The sequence below is a fragment of the Enterococcus sp. E5-162 genome, assembly GCF_035725965.1.
In the GTDB taxonomy this organism is placed as follows: Bacteria; Bacillota; Bacilli; order Lactobacillales; family Enterococcaceae; genus Enterococcus_B; species Enterococcus_B lactis.
In genome coordinates, this window is record NZ_JAPRFV010000002.1 from 186,259 (window position 1) to 202,808 (window position 16,550).

General features: G+C 37.5%; 15 protein-coding genes and 1 riboswitch. Of the genes, 5 read left to right on the forward strand and 10 right to left on the reverse strand.

Features of this window, described 5'->3' with window-relative positions; genetic code table 11:
* Positions 1 to 15 precede the first annotated feature (15 nt).
* The 6 genes from OZZ83_RS03055 to brnQ form a co-directional block, all read right to left on the reverse strand.
* Positions 16 to 768 (reverse strand): LytR/AlgR family response regulator transcription factor, encoded by a 753-nt coding sequence (locus OZZ83_RS03055; RefSeq protein ID WP_002309780.1) that lies wholly within the window; start codon positions 766 to 768, stop codon positions 16 to 18.
* 14 nt (positions 769 to 782) lie between these two features.
* On the reverse strand, positions 783 to 2,048 hold the full coding sequence (locus OZZ83_RS03060) for a GHKL domain-containing protein (RefSeq protein WP_002309779.1): 1,266 nt from the start codon (positions 2,046 to 2,048) through the stop codon (positions 783 to 785).
* A gap of 205 nt (positions 2,049 to 2,253) precedes the next feature.
* On the reverse strand, positions 2,254 to 2,832 hold the full coding sequence (locus OZZ83_RS03065) for a hypothetical protein (RefSeq protein ID WP_002309778.1): 579 nt from the start codon (positions 2,830 to 2,832) through the stop codon (positions 2,254 to 2,256).
* A gap of 104 nt (positions 2,833 to 2,936) precedes the next feature.
* On the reverse strand, positions 2,937 to 3,329 hold the full coding sequence (locus OZZ83_RS03070) for a hypothetical protein (RefSeq protein ID WP_239657853.1): 393 nt from the start codon (positions 3,327 to 3,329) through the stop codon (positions 2,937 to 2,939).
* Between the two features lie 50 nt (positions 3,330 to 3,379).
* Positions 3,380 to 3,799, reverse strand: a complete 420-nt coding sequence (locus OZZ83_RS03075; protein WP_278023404.1) for a hypothetical protein — start codon at positions 3,797 to 3,799, stop codon at positions 3,380 to 3,382.
* Between the two features lie 537 nt (positions 3,800 to 4,336).
* Positions 4,337 to 5,689 (reverse strand): branched-chain amino acid transport system II carrier protein, encoded by a 1,353-nt coding sequence (gene brnQ, locus OZZ83_RS03080; RefSeq protein ID WP_002344727.1) that lies wholly within the window; start codon positions 5,687 to 5,689, stop codon positions 4,337 to 4,339.
* A gap of 146 nt (positions 5,690 to 5,835) precedes the next feature.
* On the opposite strand from brnQ, the gene OZZ83_RS03085 reads away from it, so the two are divergent.
* On the forward strand, positions 5,836 to 6,426 hold the full coding sequence (locus OZZ83_RS03085; protein WP_002312417.1) for a TMEM175 family protein: 591 nt from the start codon (positions 5,836 to 5,838) through the stop codon (positions 6,424 to 6,426).
* A 165-nt stretch (positions 6,427 to 6,591) separates the two neighbouring features.
* Here OZZ83_RS03085 and OZZ83_RS03090 read toward each other — a convergent pair whose 3' ends face one another.
* The 4 genes from OZZ83_RS03090 to OZZ83_RS03105 form a co-directional block, all read right to left on the reverse strand.
* Complete coding sequence (locus tag OZZ83_RS03090) at positions 6,592 to 7,941, reverse strand: amino acid permease (RefSeq protein WP_002293445.1); 1,350 nt, start codon at positions 7,939 to 7,941, stop codon at positions 6,592 to 6,594.
* Between the two features lie 168 nt (positions 7,942 to 8,109).
* A complete protein-coding gene (locus tag OZZ83_RS03095; RefSeq protein WP_002293446.1) occupies positions 8,110 to 8,850 on the reverse strand; it encodes an amino acid ABC transporter ATP-binding protein in 741 nt (246 codons plus the stop codon).
* Positions 8,851 to 8,862: 12 nt separating this feature from the next.
* Positions 8,863 to 10,455: an ABC transporter permease subunit gene (locus OZZ83_RS03100; RefSeq protein ID WP_002293447.1), complete on the reverse strand. Its 1,593-nt coding sequence runs from the start codon at positions 10,453 to 10,455 to the stop codon at positions 8,863 to 8,865.
* Between the two features lie 137 nt (positions 10,456 to 10,592).
* A riboswitch (Lysine riboswitch) is annotated at positions 10,593 to 10,767 on the reverse strand.
* A gap of 254 nt (positions 10,768 to 11,021) precedes the next feature.
* Positions 11,022 to 11,318, reverse strand: a complete 297-nt coding sequence (locus OZZ83_RS03105) for a hypothetical protein (RefSeq protein ID WP_002293448.1) — start codon at positions 11,316 to 11,318, stop codon at positions 11,022 to 11,024.
* A gap of 175 nt (positions 11,319 to 11,493) precedes the next feature.
* Between OZZ83_RS03105 and OZZ83_RS03110 the strand changes: the two genes are divergently transcribed.
* The 4 genes from OZZ83_RS03110 (at position 11,494) to OZZ83_RS03125 (ending at position 16,418) form a co-directional block, all read left to right on the forward strand.
* Positions 11,494 to 12,219 carry an NAD-dependent protein deacylase gene (locus OZZ83_RS03110; protein ID WP_278023405.1) on the forward strand — a complete coding sequence of 242 codons (726 nt, stop codon included), beginning with the start codon at positions 11,494 to 11,496 and terminating at the stop codon, positions 12,217 to 12,219.
* Positions 12,212 to 13,054 carry a chorismate mutase gene (locus OZZ83_RS03115; RefSeq protein ID WP_025477129.1) on the forward strand — a complete coding sequence of 281 codons (843 nt, stop codon included), beginning with the start codon at positions 12,212 to 12,214 and terminating at the stop codon, positions 13,052 to 13,054. The genes OZZ83_RS03110 and OZZ83_RS03115 overlap by 8 nt, the downstream gene beginning before the upstream one ends.
* A 2-nt stretch (positions 13,055 to 13,056) precedes the next feature.
* Complete coding sequence (locus tag OZZ83_RS03120; protein ID WP_002316587.1) at positions 13,057 to 13,578, forward strand: transcription repressor NadR; 522 nt, start codon at positions 13,057 to 13,059, stop codon at positions 13,576 to 13,578.
* Positions 13,579 to 13,727: 149 nt separating this feature from the next.
* Positions 13,728 to 16,418, forward strand: a complete 2,691-nt coding sequence (locus tag OZZ83_RS03125; protein WP_325066008.1) for a hypothetical protein — start codon at positions 13,728 to 13,730, stop codon at positions 16,416 to 16,418.
* Positions 16,419 to 16,550: the final 132 nt, after the last annotated feature.

Consider the following 16,550-nt stretch of genomic DNA (forward strand, 5'->3'; position numbering starts at 1 on the left):
TTCATTTCATAAGTGTTAAGATAATGTTTTTTGCTTCTCTTTTAATTTAAATAGTAACCCTTTTAGATAACGTACTGATACATTACATTTTTGTCCATCAATCATTTGAATTAATTTTGTTTTAGTATTGACTACTTCAATATTGTTAATATTAACCACAGTAGACTGGTGACAACGATAAAATGCACTGTTGTAAGCAGAAATGTCCTTGATATTTGCATAAAATTCTAATTGCCGATTAAGCAAATGAACACTCAATTTATGAGCTACAGGTGTTGTTTCAAAAAATAAAATGTCATCTATTACAAGCTTGATGTCTGTGTAATTACTGCGTATCAGGATAAATTCTCGTTTATCAGGAGAAAACTTACTAATCCGATCAACGGTAGTATTTATTACTTCGATTATCTTTGGTTTAAGTTCCTCTTCACTCTTTTTCTGAATGAAGTCTAAAGCTTCAACTTTATGCAAAAAAGAAAGAAACGCCATCTCAGTATGGCTAGTGATGAAAACAATTTTTGCATGCGGATAACTTTCTCTTAACTGAGATGCTAAGATTATCCCATTCATTTCATGATTTAGTTCAATATCTAGTAAAAATAAATAATCATGTTGTTCCTGCGTTCTCCACTTTAGAATATCGTTTGGAAGATCAGTAGAAAGTTCTAATCGAGCATCTAAATCTACCATCATCAAATAATTCTTTACAATACGTTCAATTGATTGCCGTTGATCCTTATTATCCTCGCAAATAAATATCTTTAGCATTTGTATTCTCCTTCTTAATTAACAGTTAAAATTTGACAAAACTTATTGTCCTGAATAGATGTTTCTAGGGATAAATGGGCTTCGTGTGCAACAATAGAATCAAGGTTAGATAAACCCAAACCTCTATTCGATCCTTTTGTTGAATACCCTGAAACCTTCAACTGGTGAAGAGGTGGTAAATTTTCAGATACCGAGTTTGAGATAATAAAACTTACACTTCCCATATCTTTTAAAATGGCACATTCAATAAACCCTTCAGATTTCGCCATTCGGGTTGCTTCTACAGCATTATCTAAAATAATGCCAAGAGAGCGAACTAAAACTAATTCATCAACTGCAACAGAATCGACTTCATTAAAAACAAAAATTGATACCTTAGTTCTTTTTGTATCCACTGAATTGAGTTTAGATAAAAAAATGCTCTTTAAAGAAACTACCTTTAGATTTCCTAACTCCGATAGTTCTAATGAATTATCAAAAATTGTTTTTGATGTTTCCAAAATATTCTGTTTAAAGTATTTCGTAAGTTCTTCAAGATTACCTCGCTCGATATAATTTCCCATTGAAATTAACATATTCTTATAATCGTGTTTAAATGCTCGAAGGTCACTATACTTTTTTTCAATGTCAGTCGCATATTGTTTAAGATAGTGTAAATAATTCTCAATTTCCTTATTTTTATAATACTTTCTTGCACTGAAAACAAAAATTGAAGCAGAAAAAAGAGATAAAAGAGAATACACGATGACGAAGTAACTATTGATCATTTCCATTTCTCGTTGATTTGTAACATGGCGCTCCATCGTAATTACGATAAAGTGTATGAGAAACGTTCCTGTTGCAATTAATGAAATCATCGGCATGTACAAATCATTCTCAAACAAAGAAGTCGTATTTACAAGCTTTCTAAAAGCAAAAGAAAGTAATAAAGCTACAATAACCGTATAAAAAAATCGGGTATATTCTCCTACATTTACATTGAACATAGGATTGATAAATAAAGTTAGATAGTCAGAAAATATAACAATGAGAATTGCAGAACTACTTGAAATCAAAGATTTATGTACCGTTGATTTGGCAACAAAAAAGTTCATTGCAATTAAATAGACCCACAAAAGACCAGTTGCAAATAATTCGAACTGTAAGTACACAAGTGAAAAAATTACAGCACTAATCACACTTAAAACAATAAATTTTCTATTTTTTTCTCGAAGTATTCTAAAACTTAAACTACACATCAAAAAATATTGGACAGATAATAAGATAATAGTTATCAACACGATCCACCTTCCCTAACATAAAATATGCACCCATTTATTACTACCACTTTAAACAGTCAAAAAATAATAATGTTATTTAACTCTATTGCATTTCTTTTCTTCACTTTTTCTATAAATATTCGTTTTCATTACAAATAATACAGTATATTTAATTATATTGCGACATAAATTAAATACACTGTAGTTTTTTTTAGGGATTATATTGTTATCTAATAGACTTACCATTTGGTCCTGTATAAGAGTACCAACCGATACCTTCATACTTCCATCCGTATTTCGTGATATTGTCACGTTCAGCGGCATTCAGCGTGTAGAAATGTTCGCCGTTGTAACGATTGTATAGACGATAAACTGGATCGTCACTTGTTGGAGCTTGCCAACCAATACCTTCGTAATTCCAACCAATTCTTCTTAGATTATCTCGTTCTCCAGTATCTTGAGTGTAGAAGTGTTCTCCGCTATTTGGATTATACATGCGATACATAGGTATTGTTCTTACTGCACTACGAGCAAACCGACTCATTTGATCTTGTTGTAACTCTTCTTTTGGTGCTTGAGTCGCTTCAGCTTCAGACTGTCCTTCTTTCACTGGCGCTTCTAATTTTACTTCTTCTCCATTTACAATTGCTGTTTGCTCTTCGCTAGAACTATTGCTAGTTACTGTTTGTTGCGTAGTGTCATAAGTTGCATTATTCCCTGCTTCTTCCGCGAGGGCATTTTGTGTAGGAATCGTCCAAGTTGATAAAATAGTTGCACAAATCAACACTGTCCATTTATTTTTCATTTGATTTAATCCTCCGTCTTTTCATTAAAAAATTATATGATCAGAACCTTAAAAAATAAAACCGCATTATCGCTTGCTTTTTTTAGTATATCTTCTATAACTGACTAAAAAGGCATGCATAACATGCCATCAGACTGTAGACAAACCTTGACACGAACCATTTCCAGCAAGAAGAATTGATCTTCGATGAACATTCGATCAGCTACCGAGGCATCACGTCCGATTACGCCAGTCCGAGCCGTTTCAGTAGAAAGAGAACCATAAGAGATCAGTTTACGAAAAGCCGGATGGTCATTGATCGAAAAGCGATAAGCACCATGATCCGTTGTTCCTGTCAAATATTCCCGCATCAATGCATGACTGGTCACATCTTGCGCGTATCTTTTTTGCAGACCTTGCGAGAAATTATAGGTACTAGTAGTAGAATCAATTCCCGAAGTGGCAAAAGCGGCCAATTCTTGTTGCAGGGCAGGATTATTGGAAGATAATTCATACAAGCTCGCATTCGTTTTGAGTAAGTCTGCAGTGGCGACGCCTAAGGAGGAACCTAATTGGTAAAAACTATATAACCAAGTCCTGCTCCTAGGATAGCAGAAACTACTGTAGCAGAAGCAGGGAGGGAAACCAATGCAGAACTTAATGTAGCACCAACAGCAGAAAAAGGAGAGAGGAAAGAGGAGAAACTGACGCCACCGATTAAAGGAACCAATGCTGCGTTGTGCGGATCTGGTTCTAGGGTAGTGACAGGGATACGAGAGATAGACGGGAGTTCAGGAACAACTTCGGTCGTCGCATGTTGTTCTGCTTTAATCGTATACGTTTCTTGGGCGTGCGTTTGGATAGGCGTGGCAGCAAATGGCAGAAGTGTCAACACAACAAAAAACAAATGAGTGAGTTTTTTCATGTTTTCTCCTTTCAAGAACACGTGCGGCTGATCGACAAGGGGGTCTTTTGCACCTCCGTTCATTCGTATTCGCTTACACATTTAATTATTCTTGAAAAAACAAAAGAATACAAGGCGTAATAGAAAAAATCAATTTAAAAAAATGTTTTTTATATTATTGGTGTTTCCTTCGTGTATTCTCATGGAAGACAGTAGTTATGTCAAATAATCGTTTGTTTTGGATGCATAATCGTTCGCGTAACTGATAAAGAAAAAGAAGGGAGGAATTTATTTGTTTTGGAATTAAAGTTATTTAATGTTTGCTTTTTTATTATGTAAAAATAACTTTATTTATAAAAAAGAGGTTGTGACTGAAGTGGTCAGCTTCAAGAAATAAGAAGGAATTGACGAAAATTGCTTCTCAAATTTTTGTAAAATATCGGCTTATTTTTCGAAGAAGCTACTTCTGGAACACCGTTTATTCGGAAAAAAAGGTCTGTGACAAGACTTTTGTCACAGACCTTTTGCTTTTTATTGATCCTGCGATTACTCGTCGCAATTTTTGTGAGAGCTTTTTCGCAAACTCTTTCTTAAAAAGTGTTCAAGAGACAATCTCTTTTATCAATCCGCTACTTCTTCTTTCTTAGCGAAACTCCAAATCAGTCCGATAACAAAACCGATAACTGCTGGTACGATCCACCCCATCCCCAATTTGAAAAACGGCAAGTAGCTTTCCGCAACATGTAAAAGATTTTGAACGATAGGGGTTTGCTTGATAGATTCTGGGCAGGCATTCAACCCATCAAAAATCGAAGCAATCAACGTAAAATAGGTAGTCATCCGATAAACAGCTGTACGCTGCTTAAACAAAGGACCAACCAACACTAACAGAATCAATGTCATTGCTAATGGATAGATGAACATCAAAACAGGCAATGAAAATTGAATGATATTCGTCAAGCCAACATTTGCCGCTAAACAGGGAAGGATACTGGCAAGTGCAACAAAAAAGGCGTAATTTCTTTGCGGGAACAAATCTGTGAATGTTTCTGCAAAAGCTGTAATCAAACCAATACCAGTCTTCAAACAAGCTAATATAACGATGAATGCTAATAAGATACTACCATAAGTGCCTAAATAATGATCAGCAATCTGAGCCAGCGTGATTCCGCCATTTTCACTTAGAGCAAAGCTACCTAAGCTCATAGCACCTAAATAAGCGAGCAAAGTATAAATGATTCCCATCAATATAATGCTGATCGCACCAGATTTGATCGTGTCTTTAGCAATTTCAGCAGGTTTTGTTACACCCATGTTTTGGATCGTCGTAACGATGATGATTCCAAATGCTAAAGCAGCAAGCGCATCTAATGTGTTATATCCTTGAGTAAATCCTGTGAAAAAAGCATGGTCTTGGTAATTTGGCTGAATAGGCGCTTGATTGACAGAGCCTAGTGGATTCAAAAAAGCAAGGAGAAGCAATGCCCCTAATAAAGCCAAAAATGCAGGATTCAGGAATTTTCCAACATAATCTAATATCTTTGTCGGTTTTCTTGAAAACCACCAAGCCAGCACAAAAAATACAATACTGAAAATTGCTAGATATAGCGTCTGTCTGCTAGGATCGATAAATGGTGCTAAACCAATCTCGAAAGATGTGGTTGCAAGGCGAGGTAAAGCAAAAAACGGTCCGATAACTAAGTAAAGCAAGATGGTAAAAACCATCGCATATGTTTGATTTATCCGTTTTGCTAATTCATATACACCTGAGCTTTTCGATACACCAATGGCAATCACTCCTAAGAAGGGAAGACCGATACCGGTAACCAAGAAACCTAGATTCGCCCAAAAGGTAGCAGCACCTGCTTCTTGACCCAAATGAACGGGAAAGATAAGATTTCCAGCACCAAAAAATAGACCGAAAAGCATGGAGCCTATAAAAAGATAGTCTTTAAATGATAATTTTTTTGTCATACATAACTCCTTTACGGTTTTTTTAAAAGTAACAAAATTTCGAAAAATATGCAACAATTTTCAGAAAATTACCTATATAAAACGATGGTTATTTAATAACACAAGTGATAAAATAAAAGCGCTGAATCATCTGAGGAGGAAACATCGTGACAAAGTCGAGATTAGAAGCATTTACTGATGGAGTAGTGGCCATCGTTTTGACAGTTCTTGTATTAGACATCAAGATTCCTGATCCATCTGGTATCCATTCTTTATGGGCCATCCGAAATACATTATTAGCTTATGCAATCAGTTTTATATTTGTTGCGGTAATCTGGGTGAACCATCATCGTATATTCCAGATGGCAGAACGCATCAATTACCGAGTGGTCTGGTCGAATATCTTTTGGCTCTTCTGGCTGACTTTATGTCCTTCCGTTACTAGTTGGGTCGGGCGTAACCCTGAAGCTTTTTGGCCTGAGATGGCTTATGTCTTAGTATACACGATGTGGAGTTTTTCTTTTGGTATATTGATGAGGCAAATCATGAAAGCAAATAAACCAGATTCCCATGTCGTGAGAGTTTTGTCAAAGGACCATCGAAGTTTTATCTCCATGTTTATTAACTTATGTTTGATTGCCGGTATCTTTTTTGTACCGATGATTGGGTTATTCGGACGTTTTTTCGTATCTGGTATTTGGATTTTTTCCTATAAAAAAGCAGATGCCTATTATCAGCGGTTGTTTCCGGGGAAATAAAAAGAGCTGTGACAAAAATATTGTCACAGCCCTTTTTCCGAATAAACGGTGTTCTCCTGCCACCTCCTCGGTCACAAGTCACAATATTCAACAAACATGAGAAGCTGTTTTTTTGAAATTGATCCTTGTGACTCATAGTGAAACGGCAGGCTCACAACCTCTTTCTTACTTCTTACGTTCATATTTCATATGATAGATCAGTAAGAGAAGCAAGAACCACACAGGTGTCAGTAATAAAGCGATTCTCGTATCTTTTCCTAGGAACAAGACGACACACACAAAGGCCATATAAAGAAAGACCAAATAATTACTCAATGGGTACAGCGGCATTTTAAATGAATGAGCTTTTTTGCCGATGATACTTTTACGATATTTCATATGCGTGTAGACAAGCATACTCCAAATAAACAAGAAACAAGTAGTGGCAATACTGCTTACGAGTGTGAATACTTCACTAGGCATCACGTAATTCAAGATAACCGAAATGAAAATGACGATCGTAGAAAATGTCAAAGCATTCCCTGGAACATGATGTGTTGTTAACTTTTTGAATTTTTTAGGAGCACTTCCTTCTTGTGCTAAAGAACGAAGCATACGTCCTGTACTGTATATGGCGCTGTTGCAGGCAGAAGCTGCTGCACTTAATACGACTAGATTGATCAAGGATGCAGCAATCGTGATCCCAATTTCCGAAAATACCTCTACAAATGGACTATTATCTGGATTCAAGCTATTCCATGGATAGATGGCCATAATGACAAAAAGAGAGCCTAAGTAAAATAAGATGATCCGGATAGGAATATTATTGATAGCTTCCGGCAATACTTTTTCAGGATTTTCTGTTTCCCCAGCGACTAATCCAACTAATTCGATCCCAGCAAAAGCAAAGGTCACCATTTGGAAAGCCAAGATGAATCCTTTAGCACCAGTCGGAAAGAATCCGCCATGAGACCATAGATTCGTGATGCTGGCTGTGCCAATATCTGTCGTATAGTGGGTGAGGATCATATAAGCACCTACGAGGATAAAGGCAATGATCGCTACAACCTTGATCAAGGCAAACCAAAACTCTAACTCACCAAACAATGATACAGCCACCATATTCAAGCAAAGAAGAAGACCTAATGCAATCAGTTCAGGAAGCCACTGAGGAACACCAGGTGCCCAGTAGCGTACATACATCCCAATGGCTGTTAAATCTGCCATTGCAATCGATACCCAGCAGAACCAATACGTCCAACCAGTGATGAAAGCCGCTTTTTTGCCAAGATATTCTGCAACAAAATCCAGAAAAGAATGGTTATTAGTGTTTGATAACAGAAGTTCGCCTAACGCACGCATAATGAAAAAACAGATACATCCAGTGATGAGATAGGCGAGCAATATCGAAGGGCCAGCTAGCTGGATAGACTTTCCGGAGCCTAAAAACAGCCCCGTTCCAATCGCTCCGCCAATAGAAATCAGTTGGACATGTCTATTTTTCAGTCCACGCTGCAGTTCTTGCTCTTCATTCATTTTTAAATCATCCTAACTAAAAAAGTTTATATTACTTCCATATTAAGAGAGTTTTCTGAAAAACACAACTAAGATTCCAAAATTTTCAGAAATTTACTATTTATGAGTAGGCGCAAAAAAAGAACTGCGGTAAACGCCGCAGCTCTCTGTCCCAATCGGCGATTGATCCTAAGCATTTAAAATACGTGAAAGGAATTCTTTTGTACGTTCTTCTTTCGGATGGACAAAGATATCTTCTGGTGTACCTTCTTCTGCAATCACACCTTTATCCATAAAAATGACACGGTCAGATACATCTTTTGCAAATTCCATCTCATGCGTCACGATAAGCATCGTCAAGCCAGTATGTGCTAAGTCTTTGATCGTATTAAGCACTTCACCAACCATTTCAGGGTCTAACGCCGAAGTAGGTTCATCGAATAACAATACATCTGGATTCATCGATAATGCCCGAGCAATTGCGACACGCTGCTTCTGCCCGCCAGACAATTGTGCTGGTTTAGCTTCGACATAACGATCCATACCAACTTTTTCCAGATTTTCGATTGCTACTTTTTTGGCAGTTTCTTTATCTCGTTTCAGGACAGTTGTTTGTCCAGACATACAGTTTTCCAAGACGTTCATATTATTGAAGAGATTGAAGGATTGGAAAACCATACCTAGATTTGTTCGATATTTAGGTAAATTATATTTAGGAGCTAATACATTTTCTCCATTATAAATGATCTCGCCGCCTGTTGGTTTTTCTAGCAAATTGATACAGCGCAAGAAAGTAGATTTACCAGAACCAGAAGAACCGATGATCGTCACAACTTCACCTTTGTTGACTGTCACGCTGATATCTTTCAATACTTCATTTTCACCGAAGCTTTTTCTTAGATGGTTGATTTCAATAATTTTTTCACTCATGATTCTTCCTCCTTATTCCTGCAAATTTGAATTGTCGATTTCTTCAAGCTTTGTGTAAGCAGAAGGTCCATCGATTTTCTTTTCTACCGCACGCAGGATTCTGGTGATCGTAAAGGTCATGACTAAGTAGATGATCCCGACGATCGTAAATGTTTGGAAGAATTGGAAATTCGCACCGGAAGCAGAGTTCCCCTGGAAGAACAAGTCAGCTACGCCGATTACACTTAAAACGGCTGTATCTTTGATATTGATAACAAATTCATTCCCCGTTGCCGGCAAAATATTCCGTAAAACTTGTGGAATAACAACTTTTCTCATCGTTTGGCCATGGGTCATACCAATGGCTTGCGCAGCTTCGAACTGTCCTTCATCTACTGCAAAAATTCCCCCACGGACGATTTCTGTCATGTAAGCTCCAGTATTGAGAGAGACGATAAACAAAGCGGCAATCGTTCGATTCAACGAAATACCAAAAGCGAGTGCTAGGCCGTAGAAGATGACCATTGCTTGTACCATCATCGGTGTTCCGCGGAATATTTCGACATAGATAGATAGAAGTGCATTTCCGATTTTTTGGAAGAAGCGAGTCAGTGCATTTCCTGATTCAGGTACCGAACGGAAGACACCAATCAGTAATCCAAGTGTGGTACCGACAACTGTCCCGATCAATGCGATGAACAAGGTAAGTCCAGCACCTCGTAAGAACATATTGCCGTATTGTTTCCAAATCGTAGTGAAGTCAGAAATGATGCCGGGTTTTTCTTCACTATCAGTTGCAGCAGGCTGATCTTTGACTGCTTGGTCCATGATTTTTGTTCGTTCATCGTTAGAGATGCCAGAAAGAATCTGGTTTACTTTTTGGATATCTGGGTCGCCTTTACGCATACCAACAGAAATCTGAACATCTTCCGGGTTTGTCTGGAAGCCATCTGCACCACTGAATTCGAGCATTTCCAAGTCTTTGTTCACACTAGTTGCCGTTACACCTTCCGGACGTTCGCTGACATAACCATCGATCATTCCAGAAGCTAACGCTGTTCTCATGGCTGAGAAATTATCCATTGCTTGTTGTTTCTGCACATCCGGTATCTGATCGATCACAGTATAATGGAAGGTATTTAACTGAGCAGTAATCTTTGCTCCAGAAAGATCTGCTAAACTTTTTGCTTTTGCGTATTTGCCATCTTTCTGGACTACTACTACTAATTGTGATTCATAATATGGATCGGTAAAATCAATTTCTTTTCGTCGTTCAGCAGTAGGGCTCATTCCGGCGATGATCGCATCGATCTTGCCTGATTGAAGGGCAGGAGCCAGACCATCCCATTTTGTTTGGACGATGACTAATTTTTTCCCTAAACCATCTGCTACTTTTTTAGCGATTTGAACATCATAACCGCCGGCGTAACTATTTTGGCCTTGGATTGGCAAGGCGTTATTCTCGTCTGTTTGTTGAGACCAGTTGAAGGGTGCATACCCAGCCTCCATACCTACGCGAAACTCATCGCTCGGTGTTTTTTCATCTGCATTTGCCAAAGATCCCACACTGAATAGTGAGAAGACAAAAGCAAATAGTACGGCAACTGAAACCATATTTTTTTTCATTTTTTTCTCCCTTTCTGATTATATGATACACGAGCGGTCTAGATGAAATGCGGTAAAGCTTTATCTGAAAAAATAAAAAGCGACCGATTTATAGATATAAAAAGGCCGCTAAAATTCCATAAGGTGATAAACCTCTCACAAAACATAGCGCAACTTAGCATCACTGCTAAGACAGTCCGCAAGCTCTTAACTTGCGTCCCAACATACACTTCAAGCAAAAAAGTGTACATTTCGGCGATCCTCCCTATTCCTGCTTCTCCATGTTTGCTTCACTCCACAGGGTTAATGATTCTCGCGACCTCTACCTCATTGATTGAGGCATCTCGTATTCAGTTATTTATACAAAAAAAGTTTACGATACTCGAGAGGCTTTGTCAATCTATAACTGCTGTTTTTTGAAAAATACTGATAAATATAGAAATCTTTACTTTTACCGAAAAAACAATCAAAATGTGAATCATCTATCTATTGCAAACGATAGTATAATTATACACAAAAATGTATGTAACACAATAAAAAAAGAACTGAAACAGAAAATTTCCTGCATCCAGTTCCACCTCGATTATTTAAGCAGCCGCTTTCTTTGGCTCACGTCCTAGGATCGCTTGCAAAAGAACAACGACACCGTAAATGGCTAATATTAGATAAATCAAACTTGAGTATTGGGTGATTCCCCAGCCCCATGTTCGATAAACGGCTAATGTAATGGCTAAAACAATTGCGGCAATCACGTTGAATAAAGCAAAAGCCCAAAGATTTCCGTTTTCTTTGCGTACAAGGTAAAAAACAGAGAAATAAACACTTAACGCTAACCAGGCGATGCAAGCCAGAATAACGCCCCAGTAAATAAAGAATGGTAACATATCGATTCACCTCACTTTTATACAGCAGTATTGTAACACGTTTTCATTCTTTTGTCAGTGTGGATTGTGATAAATTGTTCAAATGTCCCTCACACTTTTTTATTCCTATTTTTCACACTTTTCAACAATAAATTTGTTTGAGTATGGGCTATAATGGAAAGTGAGGTGACAAAACATGAAACAAGGAACAGTAGACGAAGTAGCAAAAGAGATATTGACTCATCAGAAAATCACGTTTTTGACCGGTGCTGGGGTATCCACACCTTCTGGAGTGCCAGATTATCGATCACTGACAGGAATCTACCACGGAATGGAACAGCCGGAATACTTGCTGAGTCATCAAGCAATGGTGAATGAACCGGATAAATTCTATCAATTTGTCAAAAAGATCTATCATCCTGAAGCAAAACCAAATATTATTCATTTAGAAATGGCACATCTGGCGAAAGAAAAAAATATCTGGGTCGTTTCGCAAAATATCGACGGGTTGCACGCAAAAGCTAAGAGCCCGCAACTCGTCAATTTTCATGGAAGTTTGTATCAATGTCATTGTCGAAAATGTAAACAAACAGTAGACTGGAAAGAATATCTTCACAGCGACAAACATCAAGCATGCGGCGGACAAATACGCCCAAACATTGTGTTATATGGTGAAGGATTTCAAGATGAAGTCATTGAGCAGGCGGCTTACGCCGTCAGCCAAGCAGAGCTGGTCGTCATTGTTGGAACGAGTTTTCAAGTTCATCCATTTTGTGATCTGGTACAATTTCGCCAACCGTCAGCCAAAATTTTAGTAATCAATCAAACGCCTGTTTATTTAGCGGAACCTTATACGTTTATTCAGGAAGACGGAGCGGTTGTTTTCAAAAAAATACAAGAATTAGGAGTAGACTATGACTGAATTCAAAACAGAAAAAGAAAAGATGATTGCAGGCGAGCTTTATTTTGCCAATGACCCTGAGTTGGTTGCCGACCGTATGTTTGCAAGAAGTCAAAGCCAAATCATCAACCAAGCCGAATCAGCGGAATTGCGATCCCAATTGTTGAAAGAAACATTTGGTCGTACAGGGAAAAAAATCTATATGGAGCCAGTTATCAATTTTGATTACGGATATAATATATTTGTCGGTGAGAATTTTTATGCAAATTTCAACTGTACATTTTTAGATGTCAGCACAATCGAAATCGGTGATAACTGCATGTTCGCTCCCAATGTCCAGCTGTATACGGCAACACATCCATTACATCCAGTGAAACGTAACAGTGGTTTGGAGTACGCAAAACCCATAAAAATCGGTGATAATGTTTGGTTAGGCGGAGGCGTGATCGTCACGCCGGGTGTCACGCTAGGAAACAATGTAGTGGTCGGCGCAGGTTCGGTTGTGACCAAATCTTTCCCCGACAATGTAGTGATTGCAGGAAATCCTGCTCGTATCATCAAGACAGTAGAGGAAGAACCGTTAGAAGAGTCTCTTGAAACATTACGTCAAAAGATTGATACGATCGATCGAGAATTAGTTGCTTTATTAGAAAAAAGAATGGATACAGTAACTAAAATAGGACAAGTAAAAAAAGAAGGAAACCAAGCAGTTTATGATGAAAAAAGAGAGCAGCAAGTATTGGATAAAGTTGCTAAACTGCTGAAAAATAAGGGATACAAGGAAACAATAACAAACACATATGTTGATTTGATGAAACACTCGCGCGAATACCAAAACAAAATGAAGGAGGAATAAGTGTGATCGAAGGAGAGGCACGACGAAAACAAATCATGCAAACCTTGGCAAATACAGAAAAACCAGTGAGTGCTAGCAAGTTTGCGAAAACTTTTGGAGTCAGCCGTCAGATTATTGTCGGTGATATTGCTTTACTACGAGCGGCAGGTAAAAGTATCGTGGCAACAGCAAGAGGTTATATCCTTGAAACAGAAGAAACCAATACTGGACATATCAGTAAAATCGCGGTCCAGCACGGAAAAGATCAAACAGACGAAGAGTTGAGACTCATCGTTGAAAATGGCGGCGAAATCATTGATGTAATCGTAGAACATCCGCTTTACGGTGAATTAACAGGTACGTTGCACATTAAAACGCCACAAGACATCGATTCATTTATGAGACGTTATCAAAAGAGCAATGCTTCTTTATTATCCGAACTCACAGGAGGAATCCATCTGCATACGATCCGATACCCAGAAAAGCATATGCTGAAAACAATCAAGCAAAAACTAGCTGAAGCAGGTATCTTGTACGAAGGATGACTAGCTCCATAAAAAACAGTACCGAAGAACTGGCGAAATTTAAACGCCAGTTTTTTTATTTTCAAGAAAAAGGTGTTCGCTTTGTCTGCACAAAGTATTGTACGCTTTTTTTGTAACATAACTAGCAAGATAATGGGGGCGGATATGAGATGGATCCAAATAAGCAAGACCAAGGAGCGTTGGAAGCACAAAAAATCAAGCTGTATTATAACGAGGTTGGTGAGGAAAAATTAGATCAATACATAGAGACGCTCGCGCACAGCCTAATTAAATTCATCCGAAACTTTGAGGACTCTGAATACGTATCTGAAAGATTAAAAAAATTTTCTGAAAATTTTTCTGAGAATATTTACACTTACAATCGAAAGTGGCCATTATGGAATGACCTTTACAAAGCAACTCGCTCTTCTGAAGCACTCCATCTAGAAACAATTTTTAGAGATGCAGGATTTAACAAACCTTCCTTCGATTCGCAAGACTTATCAGTAATATATAAGCAAGCAGAAGAGCTTTTAAACGAAAAAAAAGAAGAGCTGATAGTAGAGATACTAAAGGGAAATCCAAACGTTGAACTGTATATCTCTTATGATCCTAAGGCTGAACAAGGAAAGCTATTAAATAAGAAGCTGAAAAATGGCGAGTATAAAACAAAAGAAGAACGGATAGAAGCTTTAGCAGATGGGTATGAACATCGAGATGAAAAAGCGAAAGATATTGAGAAGGATATCATTCAAGGAGTAGATGAAACGGAAATAGGAGCTATGATACGGCTGATATATCCTCTTGAAAAAACAGTGAGAGATAGAGTGAATTTTTATAAAAACGACCACATAATTTTAGCACCATGGGCTAAAAACAAGGAACTTACTGATCTATGGAGCGGTGTGATTTCACCAAATGAAGAAAAATTCGTGGGATTAAAAGAAAGCCTGATCCATAAGAGTGAACAAGAAAAAATTTTATTGACTTATGGAAACGGAAAAGAATTCAACGCTACTTTTCATGATTTAGAAGAGAAGAATTACAAATGGGAAAGCTGTGAGAAGTATATAGAAATAATTGCAGAAATGTTAGAGGAGAAAAATGGGATACAAGGAAAGCTAAACCAAGATGTTTTTGAAAATTTCGACCAGTATATCCCTTCTACAAAAAGACAAGGACAACTATGGGGAGAATTTCAACGAGTCAGTCGTAAGTTTGAAGAATTCCATTTAGAGAATATAGTAGGATGGGATGAGTTCATGAAAAAAGCGTATCCTGAACAAGGGTTTAAGCATTCCTTGAATCAATGGTTTGGGAAAATGTCAGTAGAACTAGCAAAAGAAAACCCGAAAATAGAACTCGGTGTTTTTTATGATCCAGCTTGGGAAAGCGTAAAAAATTTAGAATTTTATACGCCAATTTCAAAAACAAAATGGAAAAAGCGTGTAGAATCGACAGAGAATGCTATTGCTCAAAAATTGCATCTGGCTGAAACTTCAGATACGTTACACCATTTATATCATAATGAGAGCTCATTAGGTGGTCGGATTTATTATTATGACAGAAAAAATGTGTTGACTAATGTAGCTCCTTGGGCCAAGTCAAAAGAGCTTGGTACAGTTTGGTCAAGAAGTAGTAGAGAAGAGACTTTGACATTTCTACTTCCACAGATGGATGGACAAAGTGATTTATCTGCTTCAATTAAACCGCAAGAGCACCGGAAAATCAGTTTATTTGTGTCAGAAACTGGAAAATATGCAGATGAGGATAATTTTCGACAGAAAAACCCTACAAAAGCAGAGCATACGATAGAGTCTATTGATGGCTATATTTCTGCTACGATAGGTGCAATCTTCAAAAACCAAAGGAAATTTTATGATCCAGATTTCAGACAACATTTTTATGAGAATTTTACAAAATATATCCCATCAGATAAAAAACATTGGGAGCTATGGGACGATTTCCAAAAAGTCAGTAGAAGCTTTGAGGAATTCAAATTAGAAAACATATATAAAAAATTAGATATCAATTTTGAAATACCAATGACGTGGTCTAAGGAATTAACCCTCATATCCTACTTGCATAAGATTAAAGGGGAGATAGCGGTAGAAATAGTAAAAAGAAATCCCATGACTGAATTGACACTTTTTTATGATCCGATACAAATTTATGCAGCATACGATGTTATTGGCTGGACTAATTCTGATTATTCTGATTATTCTGATAGTGATACTAGCAATTCTAGTGATAGTAGCAGGCGTAGCATAGATATCGATCAATATGCTGATAAGATAGAACGGCGTGGTACTGATAGAGCTGGTATATTAGATATTGAAGAAAAATTTGCAAAAGGAACGGAAAGGGAGAATGAAAAATGTATCGGTAGGATACTCAGATATGCATTTCACAATAAATCAGAGTTAGAAGGAAGAATTGTTCTGTTTGATCGTCATAAACAAATTGCCGATAGATTACCATGGGAAAAAGAAGAGATTGCAGAAGCGTGGAGAAATGCATGCAAAAGTGTCGTTCTTACACCTAGCATTAATAATGAAAATAAACTTCATGAAAAGAAGGAAAGCGAAACAAGTTTACACCAATCAATAGACACTCAGGTAAAACATCGAAAGAGTCCAGAACAGTTGATAAAAAAACAGCCACAGCAGTTATCGAGTCTTTTAAAAACAGTGGGTATAAGGAATGAACAGCCATCAACAAGCACCGATCAACTAATAAGTGCTTCCACATCCCAAGTTGGACAACAAAGAATGGCACAAATCAGACAGCAAGAAGAGAGAGAAACTTCGGCTAATAAAAAGCCATGTGTACGAGAAATAATAAGATTCTATGAACGTTAAAAAGAGATAGACTTAAAAAAATGCTAAAAACAATCAAGCAAAAACTAGCTGAAGCAGGTATCTTGTACGAAGAATGACAAGCACCATAAAAAAACACCGAAGAACTGGCGAAATTTAAACGCCAGTTTTTTT

Coding starts and splice junctions, on each gene's coding strand:
- OZZ83_RS03075 (WP_278023404.1), bottom strand. CDS start 3,799: ATGAACGGAGGTGCAAAAGACCCCCTTGTCGATCAGCCGCACGTGTTC.
- OZZ83_RS03090 (WP_002293445.1), bottom strand. CDS start 7,941: ATGAATGAAGAGCAAGAACTGCAGCGTGGACTGAAAAATAGACATGTC.
- OZZ83_RS03065 (WP_002309778.1), bottom strand. CDS start 2,832: ATGAAAAATAAATGGACAGTGTTGATTTGTGCAACTATTTTATCAACT.
- OZZ83_RS03110 (WP_278023405.1), top strand. CDS start 11,494: ATGAAACAAGGAACAGTAGACGAAGTAGCAAAAGAGATATTGACTCAT.
- OZZ83_RS03115 (WP_025477129.1), top strand. CDS start 12,212: ATGACTGAATTCAAAACAGAAAAAGAAAAGATGATTGCAGGCGAGCTT.
- OZZ83_RS03100 (WP_002293447.1), bottom strand. CDS start 10,455: ATGAAAAAAAATATGGTTTCAGTTGCCGTACTATTTGCTTTTGTCTTC.
- OZZ83_RS03125 (WP_325066008.1), top strand. CDS start 13,728: ATGGATCCAAATAAGCAAGACCAAGGAGCGTTGGAAGCACAAAAAATC.
- OZZ83_RS03055 (WP_002309780.1), bottom strand. CDS start 768: ATGCTAAAGATATTTATTTGCGAGGATAATAAGGATCAACGGCAATCA.
- brnQ (WP_002344727.1), bottom strand. CDS start 5,689: ATGACAAAAAAATTATCATTTAAAGACTATCTTTTTATAGGCTCCATG.
- OZZ83_RS03105 (WP_002293448.1), bottom strand. CDS start 11,318: ATGTTACCATTCTTTATTTACTGGGGCGTTATTCTGGCTTGCATCGCC.
- OZZ83_RS03095 (WP_002293446.1), bottom strand. CDS start 8,850: ATGAGTGAAAAAATTATTGAAATCAACCATCTAAGAAAAAGCTTCGGT.